Origin of the sequence: Campylobacter concisus (assembly GCF_002913745.1) — a bacterium.
Taxonomy (GTDB): domain Bacteria; phylum Campylobacterota; class Campylobacteria; order Campylobacterales; family Campylobacteraceae; genus Campylobacter_A; species Campylobacter_A concisus_R.
The window spans coordinates 18598-36805 of the sequence record NZ_PPCG01000073.1 but is presented as its reverse complement, the minus strand read 5'-3'; the positions used below and the strand labels follow the sequence as shown (position 1 = coordinate 36805).

The window sequence follows — 18208 nt, the reverse complement described above, 5'->3', positions numbered from 1 at the left end:
TTCTACTCACTTACTGGCACAAAAAGCTGTGCGTTTTGGCTTAGTTTTTTATAAAGTCTATTTAAATTTGTCGATAAAAAGGCAAAAGCGCTGCCATTTGCCACGTTTTTAGTAAACATCACAAAATGAAGCAGATCATTTGTGCCTTTTAGCTTTACAAGCGGGTTTTTCAGGCTGTGATTTTCTATCTTTATGCGCTTTGAAAAGAGCGTGCTAATGCTCTCAAAGTGCTCTTTTAGCGCCTCATCGTCGCTATGCTTGTTATCAAAATAGTAAAATCTCATCTCCAAATCAAGCTGCGCGCAGCAGTCTGTAATGACGGCTGATTGATTTTCGACCTCTTGGCTTTGATCGCCAAGTATCACGCCCTCTTTTACCTTTGAGAGCAAAATTTTGCCCGTTTTTAGCACTGGAATTTTAAGCTCATAAAATAACTTTTGAAATTTAAAAAAGTACCTATCGTCGCTTATGATTAGTCCGATGTCGTGTTTTAAAACGTCATCTTTTATCGATTTATTGTCGCTGTTAAAATAATCCATCAAAACAAGGATATTTTTCTCTTTGATAGCCTTTAGCGTCTCTAAATTTTCGCCCAAAGTTGGGTTTATCACCCTAAAGATAAGGCGTTTGTTATTTAGCTTTGAATGCACATATAGACTATCTTTTATGAGCTTGCTAACTCGCTCTTTACTCATTGATCTCATATCGATTAGCGTGTAGATGTTGCTGCCAAATGGACTTGGAAACTGCCCACTTTCGCGTTTTATCGAGCGATAAACGTTTTGAAGCACGTTTGGATCGCCAACGATTAGCAAGATATCGCTTGGCTGGATCATTGTATTTGGCTTTGGCAAGATGATCTCAGCACCCCTGTAAATAAGCGCTATCCGCCATCTTTTTTGAGCGATCGAGCTTACATGGCGATACATATATGAGCTGCCAATAGGCACCTTAACCTCCATGATCTCGCCCTCGCTAAAGCCGATATTATCAGCATATACAGGCATGTCTGGCAGATAGTCCATGAGCCTTGAAGCTGCGATATCTCTTATATCAACCACGCTTAGGTGCTTATCGCTTGCAAAAGTCTCCTTGCACTTTTCATCAAGCTCCCACGAGTTCATAAAAATGGTCTCAGTCTTTGTGCTGATCTGTCTTAAATTTTCATAAACAGCAACCGCTTCATTTTTGTTCTCACTCACGATACAAAACTGGCTAAAATAGCCATCGCTTATGCTCTTTAGCTTTGAAAGACTAGTTGGATCAAACTGATAAAATGTGAAATTTTCGTAATTTGCCTTTTGGCTGTGATCTTCGTTTGAAACAACGATATAGTGGTGTAAATTTGACTTTGCTCCAAGAAGTCTATCTAAAAAATTTCTTGCAAAAGCTCCACCAGCGATTATTAAAATTTTCTTCATTAATTCTCCGTATTTTAAAGCCGCATTATAACAAAAGGTCTTTAAAATAAGCTATTTTTGGCTGTAAATTTAAGCTTTCACAGCCAAAAAATTTAAGAAAATTTTAGTAGATTATTTCAGAGATTAAAGTATCGATAGCTGAGTTTGCAGCCTTGTTTATCGTCTCAAAAATGGTGCTTGAGCTTGGGCCTGGGCAGAAAATTTCTTTTGTGATCATGCCTGATTTTAGCGATGTGTTTGCGTTAAATAGCTCATAAGCTAGCGAAACTTCGGCTTTGTCGCCTCTTATTTGAAGTGAGATGATGCTAACTTTTAGCCTAAGATCCTTTGCATTTGGCGAAAATATCGGCTTTGCAGAGCAGTTTGAGTAAAGCCCTTTTACAAGCGACTTATAGATCATCTCGCTTGGCTCAGAGACAAATTTAGCGTCTGTCAAATATCTTATCTTATTGTTTTCAGCGACGATTAAAATTTTTCTGGTATCGACCATATCAAGGGCGCTTACGTTTTCTATGAAGACATTTTTTAGCTCTTTTTGCTTGTTTTCAGCTGAGCACTCTTTGTTTGAGTAGTGAATTTCATACATAGTTGCCACTGGCACGTCGGTCTTTAGCGAGCAGCCAAAAAATAAAAATGCAGCTGCTAGAAAGATTAAATTTCTCATTTTTTATCTCCTTTGTCATTTGGCACTGGATTTGTGAAGAAGAACTCGTAAGGATTGTCCTCAAGCCTTTGAAGCGCGCCTCTAAACTCACGTAGCGTCTTGTCAAATCCATTTAAAAACTCGCTAGCCTCTCTAAGAAGTGGAGAGACCGTGTTTCTAAGGTCATACTCGCCGTTTTTTACCTTTTGAGTGATGATATCTTGAAGCGAACTATATCCAGTGACGGCTGAATTTGCTGATTTGAAAACTGAATTTGCACTTGCGATTAGCGTGTTTAAATTTTTAGCAAGCTCTTTTGTGTCTGTTTTATTTAGGCTGTCGGTGAAATTTTTTACATTTTTAACGATGCTATCAACCTCGCTTAAGCCATTTTCATCGGTTAAAACCTGAGTAAATTTATCAATATTTCTTAGGATTGACTCGATGTGAGAGATATTTTCAGCTGAGAAAAAGCCATCAACTTTATCAAGGGTTTGATTTATCTTTAAAGTGATGTTCTCAGCGTTGTTTCCAAGCTTTGAAAGAAGGCTCTCTTCAAGCTTTAAGATAGGCTTATCGCCTGGTTTAAAATCCTTCGTGCCTCGGCTTATATTGATACTAGCCACACCGCTAATCGCCTGAACTTCGATGCTAGCCACGCTATCAGCCTTGATAGGTAGATCCTCTCTTATCTTCATTGTGATATTTATAAGAGCATTTTTGTCATCGACAAAATTTATATCGCTAACACTTCCAGCTGGCACGCCGATAAATTTAACCGTAGAATCAACCTTTAGCCCGCTTGGCAGCTCGCTTGTGTGGATGTAATACTCTTTAAAATCAACCTTTGTGTTATTTTTGCTAGTCATCCACCAGATAAATATGGCAAACGCTGTAAGGCAGGCTATGAAAAACATGCCGACAATGGTATAAGAATTTCTATTTTCCATCTACTTTTTCCTCATTTTAAATAGCTCTTCAAGCGGGTTGTTTTCAAGATGCTCAAGCTCTTTTATATCTCCCTCAAAGGCTATCTTTTTGTTATCTATTATCAAAAATCTATCCAAAATATCAAAAATACTATCCGCATCATGTGTCACCATGACGACAGTTACACCGATGCTATCACGAAGCTCTTTTATGAGCGCGTCCATCTGGCGTGAGCTAATTGGATCAAGGCCGCTGTTTGGCTCATCCAAAAATAGCACCCTAGGACTTAACACCAAGGCTCTTGCTAGTGCGGCTCTTTTTTTCATACCGCCACTTAGCTCGCTTGGATAGAGCATTGAAACCTCTTTTTTAAGCCCCACCTTTTGTATCCAAAACATCGCTATCTCATCGATCTGGCGCTTGTTAAATTTAGAGTATTCATGGAGCAAAACGCCCACGTTATCAAGGATCGTCATCGAGCTATAAAGCGCTCCAAACTGAAACATCGTCCCACTTTTTAGCTTTATCTCTTGCTGCTCCTCTTGACTACTTTTCCACATATTGACGCCATCAAAAAATATATCGCCCTTGCTTGGCTTTTTTAGATATATCATCGTCTTCATTAGCGTCGTTTTACCAGCGCCACTGCCGCCTAAAAAGCCGTAAATTTCAGCCTCTTTGACGCTCCAGCTCACATTATCGTGCATTATCTTGTCGCCATAACTTGTCGTTATGTTTTTTCCAACTATTATCTCGTTCATATCTTTAGCCACATAAAAATTATCGCGAAAAATGCATCAAGCGCAATGACCCAAAATATCGCATTTACAACGCTAACGGTTGTCATCGCTCCAAGGCTTTGGGCGTTTTGACTAACGCCAAATCCCCTCATGCAGCCAATGATCGCTATCACCGCGCCAAAAAACGGAGCCTTTATCATGCCAACAGCAAAGTGCCTAAGCTCGACCATTTCGCGAAATCTATTAAGATAGTCGCTAAAGCTGATATCAAGTATCGTTTGGCAAATGATCATCTGCCCTAAGATGCTTATGCTATCAGCTATAAAGATGATGACAGGCACGCAAAGCACCATGGCGATGATGCGCGGCAAGACCAAGAAGTTAAAAGGCTCAAAGCCCATCGTCTTCATCGCGTCTATCTCCTCAGTTAGCTTCATCGCGCCAATTTGCGCGGTAAAGCTAGAGGCTGATCTACCCGCCACGACGATAGCAGCGATGAGCGGGGCCACCTCTCTAAGCGTTAGCATGCCCATGATCTCAACTATAAATATACTTGCCCCAAAGCTTGCGAGCATCGCACTACCAAGATATGCAAGCACTACGCCTATCAAAAAAGCGGTGAGCGAGACGATGAAAACAGCATTTACGCCACCATCTTTTATGTAGTTGCTAAATTCTCTAAATCTTAAATTTGCAGGATTAAATAAAATCCTCACGCTCTTTATCAAAAACTCACCCAAAAACGAGCCAAACTCGAGCAAATTTACAAATCCCTCGCAAATTTTCTCTCCTAAGCGCGAGAAGAAATTTAGACTATTGTGCGGCGGCATATAGTTAAAGTCGATCTTCTCGTCATTTAAAAGATCGCTCATCGCCTTTATCTTCTCATCATTTGTGATGATCTCAAATTTCTTGCCATTTAGCGTGTTTTTTAAAAGGATCAAAACAGCATAATCAATGCTCTTTAGCTCGCTAAAGTCAAATTTAACATTGCCGTTAAGCTTTTGGATTTTTTTAAAAATGCTTTGTAAATTTTTAGACTCTTTGTAGCTAAACTCGCCTGCAAATTTTATGGTCGCAGTGCCGTTTGCTTCGGTAAAAACGATATCATTTCTTTTTTGCAAAAAGTTCCTTTGCCTTAAAATTTCTGGATTATATTATAAATTTTGTTAAAATAAAAAATCAAAAATTTTAAGGACTTAGATGAAATTTGAAGTTATAAAAAAAGATGGCAACGCAAGACGTGGCGTCCTAACAACCGCTCACAGCGTGATACAAACGCCAGTTTTTATGCCAGTTGGCACTGTTGGCGCAGTTAAAAGCCTAGACGCCTTTGATATGAGTGAAATTTTAGACGCAAAGATAATCTTAGCAAACACCTACCACATGTATCTGCGCCCTGGCAGCAAGGTTGTGCGTGAGTTTGGCGGACTTCATGGCTTTTCTAAATTTGAGCGCTCATTTTTAACTGATAGCGGCGGATTTCAGGCATTTTCGCTTAGGTCAAACACCAAAAACGATGATGGCGGGATAAAATTTAAAAGCCACATCGACGGCAGCACGCACTACTTCACGCCAAGATCCGTCCTTGACACACAGTATGAGCTTGGCAGCGACATCATGATGATACTTGATGATCTAGTCGCCCTGCCCGCTGAGCCAAAAAGGATAGATCTAAGCATAAAACGAACGATAAAATGGGCAAAAGAGGCGATTGATTATCACAAATTTATGCAAAGCAAGGGCGTTGGCTTGCAGCAAAATATCTTTGGTATCGTCCAAGGCGGCACCGACTATGAGGCACGTAAATTTTGCGCTGAAGCCTTAAACGAGATGCCATTTGACGGCCTTGCCATAGGAGGTCTTAGTGTTGGCGAGAGCAATGAGGCGATGTATGACACGGTTGAGGCGGTTATGCCGTTTATGGATGAGCTTAGACCTCGCTATCTAATGGGTATTGGCACACCTGAAGACCTAGTTGAAAACGTGGAGCGAGGCGTTGATATGTTTGACTGCGTCATGCCAACAAGAAATGCAAGAAACGGCACACTATTTACTAGCTTTGGCAAGATAAATATAAAATCAGCCAAATTTATAAACGACCACGCGCCGATAGACCCAGCTTGCCAGTGCTACACCTGCAAGCGTTACTCCAGAGGCTATCTAAACCACCTTTTTAAGGCTAGAGAGCTAACATTTTTTAGACTAGCAAGCCTTCACAACCTGCACTACTATCTAAATTTAATGAAAGAGATGAGAGAGGCGATAGAGATCGGCGAATTTACTAAATTTAAAAGAAATTTCTACGCAAAAAGGAGCGTAGATGAGCTATAAAAGCGCACTTTGTGGATATTTTTATGGAGATGCATTTGACTACATCACGCTCATCTCATCATCGCAAAAGCAAGTTTTTAAATTTTTATTCAAAGATGGCAAAATTTACAAAGAAGATCTTGAGCATGAATGTGATAAAAGCTCCTTTGAAGCAGCTATTAAGGGGATTTGTAACGAATATGCAAATAAAATTTTAGAGCACCAAGACGAGCTAAATGAGTATGAGAAAATTTATGCAAGTCAGAAAAATTTTGACAAATTTATAAAAAGACACCACTTTTTAAAGTATGAGATCAGGAAATTTCAAAATAGCATTTCTCACTTTTACGAAGCACTTGCAATATGTCAAAGTGAGCAACAAGGTCTTAAAAAAGAGCTTAAAAACAGCATCCACGAAGCAAGTGTCTTTAAAACAATAGCCAACGAATATGCCTGCAGGGTTGAAGATATCTATACATTTATACAAAGTGCCAAAAACGACAAGATAAATAAAAATATCTATCTCTTGACGCTCATTTCGGCTCTATTTTTGCCGCTAAATTTCATCACTGGCTTTTTTGGTATGAATACAAATGGCATGTTTTTAAGCTCATTTAAAGACGGCACATTGATAGTTTTTGCCTTTGTAGCGATGCTTTGTGTGCTATTTTTTATATTTTATTACAGATCAAATAAGGATATTAGTTAAATTTATGCGAGGCTTGGCAAGTTGATCCAACCTGCCAAGTAAATTTGAAGTTATTTTTTATTAATAATAATCTCATCGCCACATTATTGCAATTTAGAAAATTAAACCTACTAAATCCAATTTTAGTTTTTTCTAAAAAATCTAATCATCTTAGCTTGGATTTTAAACATCTCTGAAAGCTCCATTATCGGATAGGCTCCAGCGTATTTTTTGCCACCAGGCAGGTCTTTGCTAACGCCTCCGCGTGCCGCGATCTGAGCAAAGTCGCCCACTTTTACGTGTCCAGCTGAGCCACTTTGTCCACCCATTACGACATTTCTGCCTAGAACTGTTGAGCCAGCAAGTCCAGTTTGTGAGACGATGAGGCAGCCATTTCCAAGCTCGCAGTTGTGACCTATTTGAACAAGATTATCTATCTTTGTGTAGTTTGCGATCATTGTGCTTTCAAAGACGCCACGATCTATCGTCGTGCAAGCGCCGATCTCGACAAAATCGCCCAAAACAACATTGCCATTGTGATAAATTTTCACATGCTCGCCAGTTTTTGTATGCGCATAACCAAAGCCGTCGCTGCCTATAACGCAGTTTGCTAGCAGGTGACACTCATTGCCGATGACGCAGTCATTATAGATGACGACGTTTGGGTGGATGATGCAGTTTTTACCGATAGTTACATTATCACCCAAAAATGCCCCAGCCATTACTACCGTATTTTCACCTACGCTCACATTTGAGCCGATATAGACATTTGGCATTATCTTTGCACTCTGGGCGATATTTGATGGCTTTGGCTCACAAAAAAGCGGCTTAGCATAATCTTTACTAAGCAAGGCAAATGCAAGGTGTGGGTTATCACACACGAGTGCGACCATACCAGCTGGCACCAAGTCTAAAAGCGATTTTGTCACCAAGATGGCTCCAGCATTTGAGTTGCTTATAAATTTTGCATTTTTCTCGCCGTCACAATATGTTAGCTCAGCTTTATTTGCATTTTTTAAAGAATTTAGAGCAAAAATTTCAAGATCTTCTCCACTAAAAGTAGCATTTACTTTTAAGGCTATTTCACTTAGTTTCATCATATATCCATTATCACAGATCCGCCACGTACGACGTCAACTGGGTTAAATTTCTTTATCGATTTTAAAAAGCTCTCGATCCTACTCGCATCGTCAGCTACCATGACAACGATGTAGTTTTCATTTGTGTTTGTCACGATACCGTTGTATGCCTTTAGTATCGCCTCAAGACCAGCAAAATTTTCACCAAGCGGAATTTTCACAAGAGCCATCTCTTTTTCGACAAATTCGCCACTTTCTATGACTTTATACGTTGGTATGAGCTTGTGAAGCTGTTTTACGATCTGCTCTAAAACTCTCTCGTCGCCACTTGTTACGATACTTAGCCTTGAGAAGTTGCTCTCAGGTATCGGAGCAACGGTGAGCGTATCGATGTTGTAGCCCCTGCCCGCAAAAAGCCCAGAAATTCTAGCTAAAACGCCGTGTTCATTTAAAACTATAACCGAAATCGTTCTTCTGATACTCATTTTTCTTCCTTGCTCTTTAATATCATATTATAAATCGCGGCTCCAGCTGGAACCATAGGAAGCACATCCTCAAAGCGGTCGATCCTAACGTCGATCATCGCTGATTTTTTGCTATCGATCGCTTCTTTTAAAGCCTTTCTAAACTCATCCTTGCTCTTGCAAACAAAGCCAACTCCGCCAAATCCTTCAGCAATCTTTACAAAATCAGGCTGCAAGCTAAGATCAGTCGATGAGTAGCGTTTTTCATAGAAAAATGTCTGCCACTGGCGCACCATGCCCAAGAAATTGTTATTTAAAATGATGTTTATAACGGGCATATTTATCTCATGAGCAGTCATTAATTCTTGGATATTCATAAGTATTGAGCCATCGCCTGTAAAATTTATAACAAGATTGTCTGGTTTTGCACATTTTGCGCCGATCGCTGCAGGGAGGCCGTATCCCATTGTGCCAAGTCCGCCACTTGTGACAAGCTGTCTTGCTCGGTTAAACTGATAAAACTGTGCCACCCACATTTGATGCTGTCCGACGTCTGTTGAGATTATCGCATCAGCTCCTGCTATCTTTGCGGTCTCTTCGATGACCCATTGCGGTTTTAAGACCTTGTCGCTATCTGTGTAGCCAAGTGGATTTAGTTTAGAATATCTATCTAAAATTTCTCTCCAAGGTGCGTAGTTTTCAGGCTTTGCATTGACTTCTTCATAAAGCTCAGTTAGCACGTTTGTAAGATCACCAACAATTGGATAGTGAGCGTTTATGATCTTTGAGATAGAGCTTGGATCGATGTCGATATGAATTATCTTTGCATGTTTGGCAAACTCGTCTGTCCTGCCAGTGATCCTGTCACAAAATCTAGCTCCAAGCGAGATGAGAAGGTCGCACTCGCTAAGTGCCATATTCGAAGCGTAGCTACCATGCATGCCTGCCATGCCTAAATTTAGCTCATCTTTTGCGTCAAGTACACCAAGAGCCATAAGCGTCTCGACCGCTGGGATGCCTGTTTTTTTCATAAATTTACGTATGATCTCGCTTGCATTTGATGCGACTGCACCGCCACCGATGTAAAGAAGTGGTCTTTTTGCTTCGTTTATCGCAGCTGCGGCTTTTTTGATCTGCTTAGAGTTGCCTTTATATGTCGGCTTGTAGCTTGGAATAGAAATTTCTTTTGGATAGACAAAGTCGCCAAGCCTTGAAGTGACGTTTTTTGGGATATCGATATGAACTGGTCCTGGGCGGCCTGATCTTGCGATGTAAAACGCCTCTTTTATGATGCGAGGTAGCTCCTCGACGCTATTAACCAAGAAGTTATGCTTGACACAGGGGCGTGAAATGCCGACTGCATCGATCTCTTGAAAGGCATCTGTGCCGATCATAAAGGTTGGTACTTGACCGCTTATAAGCACAACTGGGATGCTATCGCTGTAAGCTGTGGCAAGACCAGTGACCGCGTTTGTAAAGCCAGGACCGCTTGTCACAAAAGCTACGCCAACTTTGCCGCTAACCCTAGCGTATCCGTCTGCTGCGTGAACGGCTGCTTGCTCGTGGCGAACCAAGATGTGCTTAAAATAAGTTTGTTTATATGTCTCGTCGTAGATATTTAAAGCTGCACCGCCAGGATAGCCAAAAACTATCTCAACGCCCTCTTCGTGCAAGGCTTCGCTTATCATCTGTGAACCAGAAATTTGTTTTATCATCACTTTAGCCTTTTGATAAATTTATCGCAAATTATATCCCAAAGCATTTTAAATCCATTTTAACTTTTTAGCGAAATTTGGGCGTTATCTTAAATTTTTTGAAAAATTTTTGAGTTAAAAAAGCAAAAAATACAAAATATTTTACATATATTTATGTATATTATTTTTAGTATTTTTGATAAATTTGGCAAATTTAGAAAATAGGTAGAGGGGCGCCAATCCAGCCAACCAAGATAAACAGATAAACAGATAAATTTAACTAGAAAATTTATGCAGTGATATAAAAACAGCCTTAAACTAAGCCATTTTTAAGCGCAAAAGGTGATCTTTTTAAGCATAAAAAACAAATTTGCCAAGCACAAAAAGGCTAAATTTAGAGGTGAAATTTACCAAAACAAAGCGCCAAAAGGATTTAAAATTTCGACTTAGTCCTTATCAAATTTAGCTTTTTTACAGCCTCTTCAAAGTCGTCAGAGCTTACAAAAACATCAATGTTTTCATTTTTCTTATAGACCTTGTCGTAGTATTTTGTGAGTAAAATTTCAGCCACTTTGGTGATGTCGTTTTCGTTAAATTTAGCCACCGCCTCATCTCTGGCCTCTTTGTCGATAAAGGGCGAAATTTTCTTTATGCACTCATCAAAAAAGGCTTTATCTACGCTTTTATAGTCGCTTGTTATGCAAGAAATTCTATTTTCCAAGCTCGCACTAACCTCGACACAGATACCGCAACGCATCGCCTCATAAAGGCTTTTAGGGAGTGTTAGCGAGCCAATCCTTCTGCTCTCGCCCTCGATAAAGCAAATTTGATCTTTTAGTGTGATGAGCTTTTCAAAGAGCGCATCCTCAAAGCTTTTTTGGCTAGGCTGTGCGCCGTTTATCGCGCCAAAGACTGAGCCTAAGTGATTTGCCATCGCTTCAAGGTCGATTGACGGCGAGAGTGCCCTTATTAGCTTACTTTTAAAGCAGCCAGTGTTGCCAAAAAGAGTGATAAATTTCGTACTTAAAGGACGCTCTAAAAATTCTAAAACGTGATTTCTATAAGCCTTGTAGCCGCCATTTAGTCTATAAATTCTATACCCGATCATGCTTAGCACATAGGCAACTGAGCTTGATCTAAGTCCGCCCTTTGCGCAGTAGATGCCAACCGCTGAGCCAACCTTGGCTCTTTTATAGACCTCATCGATGATATTTTGTAAATTTTTGCAGATGTATTTTGCGCCAAGGCTCTTGGCTAGGGCTCTGTCACTTTTGTAAATCGTGCCTACCTCTTTGTGCTCAGCGTCATCAAGTGCATATAAATTTAGAGCATCTTTTATATGTGAGTAGGCATATTCGTGTGGCGATCTAGCGTCTATCAGGACTTCAAACTCGCCTCTTTTTTCAAGCCACTGCTCTATATTAAGCTCAAATAACGCCACTAAAAGCCTTTTTTAGCTTTTGATAAAGCGGATGAAACGGCGTGCCATTTACCCTGACATCGGCGATCGTTGTGATGAAATTTGTATCCCCGCTCCATCTTGGCACAAGGTGATAATGCACGTGCTCAGCTATGCCAGCGCCTGCTGCCTTGCCTAAATTCATACCGATATTTACGCCTTGCGCGTGAAGCTCGCGCTTTAAAATTTCAACCCCAAGCCTTACAAATTTACTCATCTCAAACCACGTCTGCTCGTCAAGCTCCTCGATCTTGTCGGTGTGGTGATTTGGTATGATCATAAAGTGACCTGGCGAATATGGGTATAAATTCATGATCCCAAAGCAGTGCTTAGCACGAAAAAGCACGCCATTTTTCTCGTCGTCCTCTTTTGAATTTATGATCTCGCAAAAGACACAACTATCTTTTTTTGCGCTGAAATACTCGCTTCTCCAAGGGGCACAAAGGTGCTGCATCACTCGCCCTCCTTTATCTTTTTAACGGCATTTTTTATATCATCTTGTCTCATAAAATGCTCTCCTATCAAGAAGGCATCAACTCCGATCTTGTTTAGCTCACAAAGCTGCTCATGCTCGTAAAGACCGCTTTCAGCAACTATTATCTTGCCGTTTGGCAAAAGCGGCACGAGCTTCTCGCAAAGGCTCATATCCATCGTAAAATCATCTAAATTTCTATGATTTATCCCTATTATATTTGCTCCTGCAAAGACCGCTTTTTTCACATCGCTCGCGTCATGGGTCTCTACTAAGACCTCAAGCCCCAAGTGGTGCGCGTATTCAAGTAGCTCTTTTAGCTCACCTTGAGTTAGCGCCTTGGCGATGAGCAGGATAAAGTCCGCTCCATAAACAAGTGCTTCTAAAATTTGATACTTATCAACGATAAAGTCTTTTCGTAGGATAGGCCTTGAAGCGTAGCGACGAACTTGCGTGATGTACTCGATGTCGCCCTTAAACCAGTGAGGCTCTGTTAGGATACTAAAAGCATTTGCGTACTGCTCGTACTCCTGCGCGATCTTGATCGGCTCGAAGTCCTCTCTTATCACGCCCTTGCTTGGGCTTGCTTTTTTTATCTCGGCTATGATCTTTATAGACTCATCTTTGCTTGATCTAAGTGCGCCCAAAACGTCTCTTGGCACGTATGGGTTGTATGCGAGCGAGCGACCTAGCCACTCTTGCGGATAGTCAGCTTTTCGCTTTTTTAGATCCTCTTTTGTCTTTTTTATGATCTCATCAAGTATCATTTTTTAAGCCTTTTATTTAAATTTATTATGCAGCGCTCGATTAGATGCAGGTGCTCTTTTGCCTCTTTTGAAGTCCTAAAATCAACATCTTTCATCGCGTGACTCATTATGCCCTTTGCCTTTTTACACTCGCCAAGCTTGAAGTATCCCCACGCTAGTGAGTCCTCGTAGTAAGGTGAGTCAGGCGATATCTCAAGTGCTTTTTGCACCATCTCCACGCCCTTTCTAGGGTCTATCTCGTGATCAATGAGCAAGTAGCCGTAGTAGTTAAAAAACATATCGTTATTAAGCTTTGGCACGCTTGCTTCAAATTTATCTAAGATATCAGTGATCTTTTTCTCATCTAGGCTATCTTTGTTCATCTCATACTCGTAAATGGCGGCCTTTGCTAAGAAATTTAGATCCCTGCTGTCATTATAAATTTTAACCGCCAAAACGTATGCATCGCCAAAATTTCCAGTCGCAGCGTAAAGATCCATAAGCGTGGCGTCGTTGTAGCCATATTTTTTCAAAATTTCAATAGCCGCTTTGTAATTTTTAGCATAGACAAAATACTGCACGATCTTGTCAAGATAAGAGGTGTCGTGAGTGATGTCGTAGATCTCTTCAAAAAGTTCGATCACCTTTGGGAAATTTCTTTGCTGAGAGTAAATTTCAGCCAAAAGCTCGCATGTCTTTTGAGTGCAGCCCTGCTCCTCGCGGAATTTCTCGAGGTATTTTGTCGCATCATTTACATTATCCATGCGGTTTAAAAGTATATCAACGATGCGGAGTAAATTCTCCTCTTCAGGCTTTAGCGAGTATGCCTCTTCAAAGTATTTTAGCGCCGTTACCGTATCATTTTTCATCATGCAAATAGTGCCAAGCATGAGCAAATTTTGGGCGTTTGGCTCTTTTGTGGCAAGCTCTTGCATCAGCTCTTTTGCCTCGTTTAGCTTAGAGAGATTGACCAAATTTGCAACCTTGATCCTGATAAAATCGCTATCATCTTTTAAACTCTTCTCGCCCTCAGCCATGAGGCTATCTAAATTTTCATTTTTTGTAGCAAAGGCTAGCTTGATCGCCTCTTTTAGATAGGTCTTTTGATTTGTCTCTTTAAAAAGCCCAAGATAGGTCTGGATGCTAGCATTTACATCGCCACTATCTTGCGAGATGAGAGCTTGCATTAGGCGTAAATTTACACTTTTGTTATCATCTGCAAGCAGATGTGTGCTAAAAAATACGCTTATAAAAATTATTAAAATTTTACGCCAATGCATTCTGCTCTTAGCTCCTTTAAATTTTTTTTAAAATAATCCCAAAACGGAAATGTCCTGCACTGTTTAGGTCTTAGCTCATAGACCGAGCAGTTTTTGCTCTTCTCATCAAAAAATATGCAAGCAAAACCGTCATCATAAGGCTTTTCTTTGATGCTTTGCCTAAGCCCGACACGTATTAAAAATTTGCTCTCAAACTCATCTTTTGGCATATCAAAAGCGGCACAAAATTTTAAAATTTCACCCTCATCTATCCAGATGTAGCCGCTCTCGCCAGTGCAGCATTTGCCTCCGCAACCCTCGCAAAAGCTAGGATCAAACTCATAGCTAAAACCATCAGCCCTCACGCTATCTCCTTGTAAGAGACGCTGTTTGTATCAGCTTTTTTAAAGATCTCGCTTGCCTCTTTCGTGTGCGAGCCATCCTCGCTCATCACAAGAGGCGGCAGGACTTTTAGCTTTGAGTTTGAGTTGTTTCGCACTTCAAGCAAAGCCAAATTTGCTGGCTTATCCTTTTTGGTATGGACAAATTTTAAGCTCACCAAATTTAGTTTATACTCTTTTAAGCATGCCGCTATCTCGCTAAGATCATCTGGTGCATAGCAAAAAAACGCCCTTTTATGTGGCTTTAAATTTACGCTTATGCCTCTTATAAAATCCTTTAAATTTAGCGAGCTTGCGTATCTGCTAACTTTTATGTGCTCATTTTGGCTTTTTGTAACACCGTCATGATAAAAGGGCGGATTTGAGATGATTAGATCAAATTTCTCACTATCTTTAAAATTTGCAAAATCAGCCGTTATAGCTCTAGCCTCTAAGCAGTTGCTCTTTGCGTTAAAGCTTGAAATTTCGCTATTTAGCTCCAAAAGATCAAGCATGCTTAGATCTATCTTTTTAAAGTCACGCTTAAGCAAAAGTCCAAGTATCCCGCACCCTGCTCCAACGTCCAAAACTCTACCAGAAATTTCGCCAAAGCTCGCGCGAATAAAATCATAAAGAACGAGCGTATCGCTGTTGTAGCGATAGCCATTTTCAAGCTGGGCTAAGATCATCTATAAACCTTGATGATAAAGCCGCGCGTCACATCTTTTACGATCACTTCAGAGCTAAAGCTGATCCTTGCAAAGTCGCCGAATTCCTCTTTTATAAGCTCAGCCGCAGCCTTTGCACGCTCTTTGCCAACGCCGTAATTTACGTAGTTATTTAGCTTGCCGAGATCATCTTTTTTGATATTTTGAGCGACATTTGATGGGATGACAAAATTTTTCTTATCCACGATCGGGATGATCTCATACATGTAGTTTGAGTTAAATCTCTGCAAAAACTCGCTCACTCTGTTTTTGCACATTATGCTCACCTTGTCCTTTGCGTCCATGTCGTCACACTCGATGCTAGAGATGAGGACGAGCTTTGTTGGGGTCTCAGGCTTGGTCGTAGCTTGCAAGATATTTTTTAAATTTACATTTTCATTTTCAAGCTCGTCTTGTCTGTTTAAATTTTGCTCGATATCTTTTTGAAGCTCGATGATCTGGGCATTTACAGCTCCGCCTTTATGACCGCTCGAGCTTAGCTCACTTATCTTTGAATTTAGCCGCTCGATCGTCTTGTTGCTCTCGTTTAGCTTTTGCTTTGCATTTTCTAGTTCATTTTGCAAGCTTAGTAAATTTTTGCCGCCACTTTTGTTGTTATCGGTTAAAAAGGTTGAGGTATCAACTATCTTTTTTTGTAGCATATTTATCTGCTGGCGCAAAATTTCATAGTTTTGCATATCGATCTTTAGCGTTCTTTTTTGCGTTTCTAGCTCGTTTTGCTTAGAGAGGAGCATCTGGCTTGTCTTTGTGACATTTTCTTCAAGCTCTTTTATCTTCGCATCTTTTAGATCAAGTTTTGAGCTTAAATTCTTTAGCTCGCTCTCGTTTGAGCCAAGTTTTTGTGACTGCAAAGAGATAGTTTGGTTTTGATCAAATAGTGTTTTTATAAATTTAGTTGTCTTTGTATCGAGTGCTTTTAGCTCTTCTTGGCTCTTCTTAAAGCTCTCTTCGCTTAAACTTAGCTTTTTACTTAGCTCATTTAGAGTTGAGTTTGCGTCTAAATTTTGCTTTTCAAGCTTTTTATTTAGAGCATTCGCCCTCTCAAGCTCTTTTTTAAGCGAGCTTATATTTTCATTTGCAAGCTTATTCTCTTGCTCGCTTTTTAAACTCTTTTGCTTTAGATCATCAAAGCTTTTATGAAGTGCTGCAAGCGAGGCATTTAGCTCTAAATTTTTGCCATTATAGCTTTGTGCCATTAGATCTTTTGAATTTAGATTTTTCTTGATCTCTTCAAGCTCGTAAATTCTATCTTTTAGTGCAGTCTTGTTTGACTCAAGAGCCTCCTGCAGATCAATTATCTTGTTTGCCTTTTTAGAAAGCTCATCCTCCATAACGCTCTTTTGCGTCTCAAAGCCATCATTTAGCGCATTTATCTCTTTTTCGTAGCTAAATTTCTGAGTGTCGGCGTCATTTTTAACTCGCTCGATCTCCTCTTTTAAAAGCAAAATTTCTTTTTTCTCGCCTCTATCTTTTTCGTTTTGAGCTTTTTCATACTCTTTTATAAGAGCTTCCTTTTGTGCAAGTGTCGCATTTAGCTCGTTATTTTGCTCTTTTAAAGCAGTGTAGTTTGCTTCAAAACTCTCTTTAAATTTATTAAAGCTGGCCTTGGCATCTTTAAGTTTGCTCTCATCGCCATTTCTAGCATCATTTATCGCATTTTCAAGGTCGATTATCTTTTTCTCATAGGCTTTTGAGCTCTCTATCATATCAGCTTGCGCTTCATTTAGGCGCTTTGTCAAAGCTTGGATATTTTCAAAGTGTTGCGCCTCAAGCTCGCCAAGAGCCTTTTGATTTTTTTCTACTATCTCGTTTTTTTCATTTTCGATATTTCTTTTCATCTCTGAAATTTTGCTTATGAAGTCTAAATTTTTCTCGCTCATATCGACATTATCAGCGGCTAAAATTTCATTTTTTTTGCTTAGCTCGCGCACTTGCTCTTGAAGCTCTTTTACATTGTTTGATAAATTTAGATCCTTGTCATCAACAAAATTTTGCATGTAGCTCTTTGGCGTGATATAGCCGCCATACTCGTAAAGATCGTCTTTGCTTACATATCTTTGCTTCTCTTCTTCGGGGAGATCATCAAAATTTATAGAATAAATCGTTTGATTAGTATCTTTTGGTGCCTCGTCCTCTTTTTGAAATTTCAAAAACGAGAGAGAAAAGCCAGCTATCAGACAAACAATAGCTAGTGCGATTTTATTTATCAAGCTTGTGCCTTGCCTTTTAAGATATCTTTGATAACGCTATGAGCGTGATTTAGTCCGACCACGATAGAGCCACCATTTTTTAAAACGATGTCGCCTCCCACATATAGTCCTGGCACGCTACTTTGGTAATTGCTATCAACTATCGGGGTGCCTTTCTCATCAGTTTTTATCTGACATTTTTGTAAAAAATCAACCGGACTTGAGCCACCGATCGCATAGACAACCCTGTCATAGACACGAATTTTGCCATTTTCATAATGCACTCTTACCTTGCCTGATTCATTATCGATCTCGGTTATATCGTGATTTAGTCTTACTTTTATCTTATTATGCTTCTCAAGCTCCCAAAGTGCGCTTAAATTTGTCTCATTTACACGGCTAAATTTATCTTTTCTGTAAGCGATCGTAGTTTTGTTATACTGACAAAGCTCGATAGCATACTCAACTGCAGAGTTGCCACCACCCACAACTAGCACTTTTTCGCCGTTTGTGCAGTTATCAAGGTTAAAATTTACAACTGAATTTAGTGATGGCGGTATCTTATAGTCAGGTTTGTTTGGTCGTCCCATTTTGCCGATAGAGACCATCACGTTTTTGGCTTCATAGACAGCTTTTGAGGTAGTTACTTTAAAAATTTCTCCCTCTTTTTTTACGCTTTCGACCTCAGAGTTAAAAAAAGCCTCGATATTCTCAGAGTCAAGTAGCTTGTCAAAATAATCAAGCGTGCTCTCTTTTGTGCCATCTTCAAACGAAACTAGCCCATGTATCGTACTATCTTGCCCTTTATACTCTTTATCAACGCGTTTATTATCTTTATAAAATTTTCTGATCGTTTGGCTGTGATTGTCGCCTTTTTCAAGGAGCAAAACATTACTTAAGCCATTTCTTTTAGCCTCCACTACACTAGCTATGCCACAAGGTCCGCCACCAACCACTATTAGATCATAAATATTTGCCATATTTTTCTCCAAATTTTATAAAT

At 39.9% G+C, this 18208-nt stretch carries 18 protein-coding genes; 2 read left to right on the top strand and 16 right to left on the bottom strand.

Annotation, left to right across the window (positions count from 1 at the left end):
* Positions 1 to 2 precede the first annotated feature (2 nt).
* The 5 genes from CYO90_RS08950 to CYO90_RS08930 form a co-directional block, all read right to left on the bottom strand.
* On the bottom strand, positions 3 to 1421 hold the full coding sequence (locus tag CYO90_RS08950) for a COG3400 family protein (protein ID WP_021092346.1): 1419 nt from the start codon (positions 1419 to 1421) through the stop codon (positions 3 to 5).
* Positions 1422 to 1524: 103 nt separating this feature from the next.
* Positions 1525 to 2085, bottom strand: coding sequence for an ABC-type transport auxiliary lipoprotein family protein (locus CYO90_RS08945; RefSeq protein WP_103579245.1), 561 nt, complete (start codon positions 2083 to 2085; stop codon positions 1525 to 1527).
* The gene (locus CYO90_RS08940; protein WP_002940905.1) at positions 2082 to 3014 is read right to left on the bottom strand and encodes an MlaD family protein; all 933 of its coding nucleotides are present in this window, start codon (positions 3012 to 3014) and stop codon (positions 2082 to 2084) included. Before CYO90_RS08940 ends, CYO90_RS08945 begins: the two co-directional genes overlap by 4 nt.
* A complete protein-coding gene (locus CYO90_RS08935; protein WP_103579244.1) occupies positions 3015 to 3755 on the bottom strand; it encodes an ABC transporter ATP-binding protein in 741 nt (246 codons plus the stop codon).
* Positions 3752 to 4858: an MlaE family ABC transporter permease gene (locus CYO90_RS08930; protein ID WP_103579243.1), complete on the bottom strand. Its 1107-nt coding sequence runs from the start codon at positions 4856 to 4858 to the stop codon at positions 3752 to 3754. The genes CYO90_RS08935 and CYO90_RS08930 overlap by 4 nt, the downstream gene beginning before the upstream one ends.
* Before the next feature lie 79 nt (positions 4859 to 4937).
* On the opposite strand from CYO90_RS08930, the gene tgt reads away from it, so the two are divergent.
* Both tgt and CYO90_RS08920 read left to right on the top strand, forming a co-directional pair.
* Complete coding sequence (gene tgt / locus CYO90_RS08925) at positions 4938 to 6068, top strand: tRNA guanosine(34) transglycosylase Tgt (protein ID WP_103579242.1); 1131 nt, start codon at positions 4938 to 4940, stop codon at positions 6066 to 6068.
* Entirely contained in the window at positions 6058 to 6756 is a 699-nt protein-coding gene (locus CYO90_RS08920; protein ID WP_103579241.1) for a CorA family divalent cation transporter, read from the top strand. The genes tgt and CYO90_RS08920 overlap by 11 nt, the downstream gene beginning before the upstream one ends.
* Before the next feature lie 122 nt (positions 6757 to 6878).
* On the opposite strand, the gene lpxD is transcribed toward CYO90_RS08920, so the two are convergent.
* The 11 genes from lpxD to CYO90_RS08865 all read right to left on the bottom strand — a co-directional run bounded on the left by lpxD (position 6879) and on the right by CYO90_RS08865 (position 18185).
* A complete protein-coding gene (gene lpxD / locus CYO90_RS08915) occupies positions 6879 to 7832 on the bottom strand; it encodes a UDP-3-O-(3-hydroxymyristoyl)glucosamine N-acyltransferase (protein ID WP_103579240.1) in 954 nt (317 codons plus the stop codon).
* A complete protein-coding gene (gene ilvN / locus CYO90_RS08910; protein ID WP_223154400.1) occupies positions 7832 to 8293 on the bottom strand; it encodes an acetolactate synthase small subunit in 462 nt (153 codons plus the stop codon). Before ilvN ends, lpxD begins: the two co-directional genes overlap by 1 nt.
* A 2-nt stretch (positions 8294 to 8295) precedes the next feature.
* Positions 8296 to 9990 (bottom strand): acetolactate synthase large subunit, encoded by a 1695-nt coding sequence (locus CYO90_RS08905; protein WP_258030716.1) that lies wholly within the window; start codon positions 9988 to 9990, stop codon positions 8296 to 8298.
* A 415-nt stretch (positions 9991 to 10405) separates the two neighbouring features.
* Positions 10406 to 11413 (bottom strand): tRNA 2-selenouridine(34) synthase MnmH, encoded by a 1008-nt coding sequence (gene mnmH, locus CYO90_RS08900; protein WP_103579238.1) that lies wholly within the window; start codon positions 11411 to 11413, stop codon positions 10406 to 10408.
* The gene (locus tag CYO90_RS08895) at positions 11400 to 11885 is read right to left on the bottom strand and encodes an HIT family protein (protein WP_087582184.1); all 486 of its coding nucleotides are present in this window, start codon (positions 11883 to 11885) and stop codon (positions 11400 to 11402) included. The genes mnmH and CYO90_RS08895 overlap by 14 nt, the downstream gene beginning before the upstream one ends.
* Positions 11885 to 12670, bottom strand: coding sequence for an indole-3-glycerol phosphate synthase TrpC (trpC, locus tag CYO90_RS08890; RefSeq protein ID WP_103579237.1), 786 nt, complete (start codon positions 12668 to 12670; stop codon positions 11885 to 11887). Before trpC ends, CYO90_RS08895 begins: the two co-directional genes overlap by 1 nt.
* Complete coding sequence (locus CYO90_RS08885; protein ID WP_103579236.1) at positions 12667 to 13929, bottom strand: tetratricopeptide repeat protein; 1263 nt, start codon at positions 13927 to 13929, stop codon at positions 12667 to 12669. The genes trpC and CYO90_RS08885 overlap by 4 nt, the downstream gene beginning before the upstream one ends.
* Positions 13908 to 14273: a YkgJ family cysteine cluster protein gene (locus CYO90_RS08880; protein WP_103579235.1), complete on the bottom strand. Its 366-nt coding sequence runs from the start codon at positions 14271 to 14273 to the stop codon at positions 13908 to 13910. The genes CYO90_RS08885 and CYO90_RS08880 overlap by 22 nt, the downstream gene beginning before the upstream one ends.
* Positions 14270 to 14977, bottom strand: a complete 708-nt coding sequence (locus CYO90_RS08875) for a tRNA1(Val) (adenine(37)-N6)-methyltransferase (protein ID WP_103579234.1) — start codon at positions 14975 to 14977, stop codon at positions 14270 to 14272. Before CYO90_RS08875 ends, CYO90_RS08880 begins: the two co-directional genes overlap by 4 nt.
* Positions 14974 to 17226, bottom strand: coding sequence for a vesicular transport factor Uso1p (locus tag CYO90_RS08870; RefSeq protein ID WP_103579233.1), 2253 nt, complete (start codon positions 17224 to 17226; stop codon positions 14974 to 14976). The genes CYO90_RS08875 and CYO90_RS08870 overlap by 4 nt, the downstream gene beginning before the upstream one ends.
* On the bottom strand, positions 17223 to 18185 hold the full coding sequence (locus CYO90_RS08865; protein WP_002942343.1) for an NAD(P)/FAD-dependent oxidoreductase: 963 nt from the start codon (positions 18183 to 18185) through the stop codon (positions 17223 to 17225). The genes CYO90_RS08870 and CYO90_RS08865 overlap by 4 nt, the downstream gene beginning before the upstream one ends.
* Positions 18186 to 18208: the final 23 nt, after the last annotated feature.

Excerpts from the sequence above, each read along its gene's own strand:
- CYO90_RS08950 (WP_021092346.1), bottom strand. The coding sequence starts at position 1,421 with ATGAAGAAAATTTTAATAATCGCTGGTGGAGCTTTTGCAAGAAATTTT.
- CYO90_RS08945 (WP_103579245.1), bottom strand. The coding sequence starts at position 2,085 with ATGAGAAATTTAATCTTTCTAGCAGCTGCATTTTTATTTTTTGGCTGC.
- CYO90_RS08940 (WP_002940905.1), bottom strand. The coding sequence starts at position 3,014 with ATGGAAAATAGAAATTCTTATACCATTGTCGGCATGTTTTTCATAGCC.
- CYO90_RS08935 (WP_103579244.1), bottom strand. The coding sequence starts at position 3,755 with ATGAACGAGATAATAGTTGGAAAAAACATAACGACAAGTTATGGCGAC.
- tgt (WP_103579242.1), top strand. The coding sequence starts at position 4,938 with ATGAAATTTGAAGTTATAAAAAAAGATGGCAACGCAAGACGTGGCGTC.
- CYO90_RS08920 (WP_103579241.1), top strand. The coding sequence starts at position 6,058 with ATGAGCTATAAAAGCGCACTTTGTGGATATTTTTATGGAGATGCATTT.
- lpxD (WP_103579240.1), bottom strand. The coding sequence starts at position 7,832 with ATGAAACTAAGTGAAATAGCCTTAAAAGTAAATGCTACTTTTAGTGGA.
- CYO90_RS08895 (WP_087582184.1), bottom strand. The coding sequence starts at position 11,885 with ATGCAGCACCTTTGTGCCCCTTGGAGAAGCGAGTATTTCAGCGCAAAA.
- trpC (WP_103579237.1), bottom strand. The coding sequence starts at position 12,670 with ATGATACTTGATGAGATCATAAAAAAGACAAAAGAGGATCTAAAAAAG.
- CYO90_RS08885 (WP_103579236.1), bottom strand. The coding sequence starts at position 13,929 with ATGCATTGGCGTAAAATTTTAATAATTTTTATAAGCGTATTTTTTAGC.
- CYO90_RS08875 (WP_103579234.1), bottom strand. The coding sequence starts at position 14,977 with ATGATCTTAGCCCAGCTTGAAAATGGCTATCGCTACAACAGCGATACG.
- CYO90_RS08865 (WP_002942343.1), bottom strand. The coding sequence starts at position 18,185 with ATGGCAAATATTTATGATCTAATAGTGGTTGGTGGCGGACCTTGTGGC.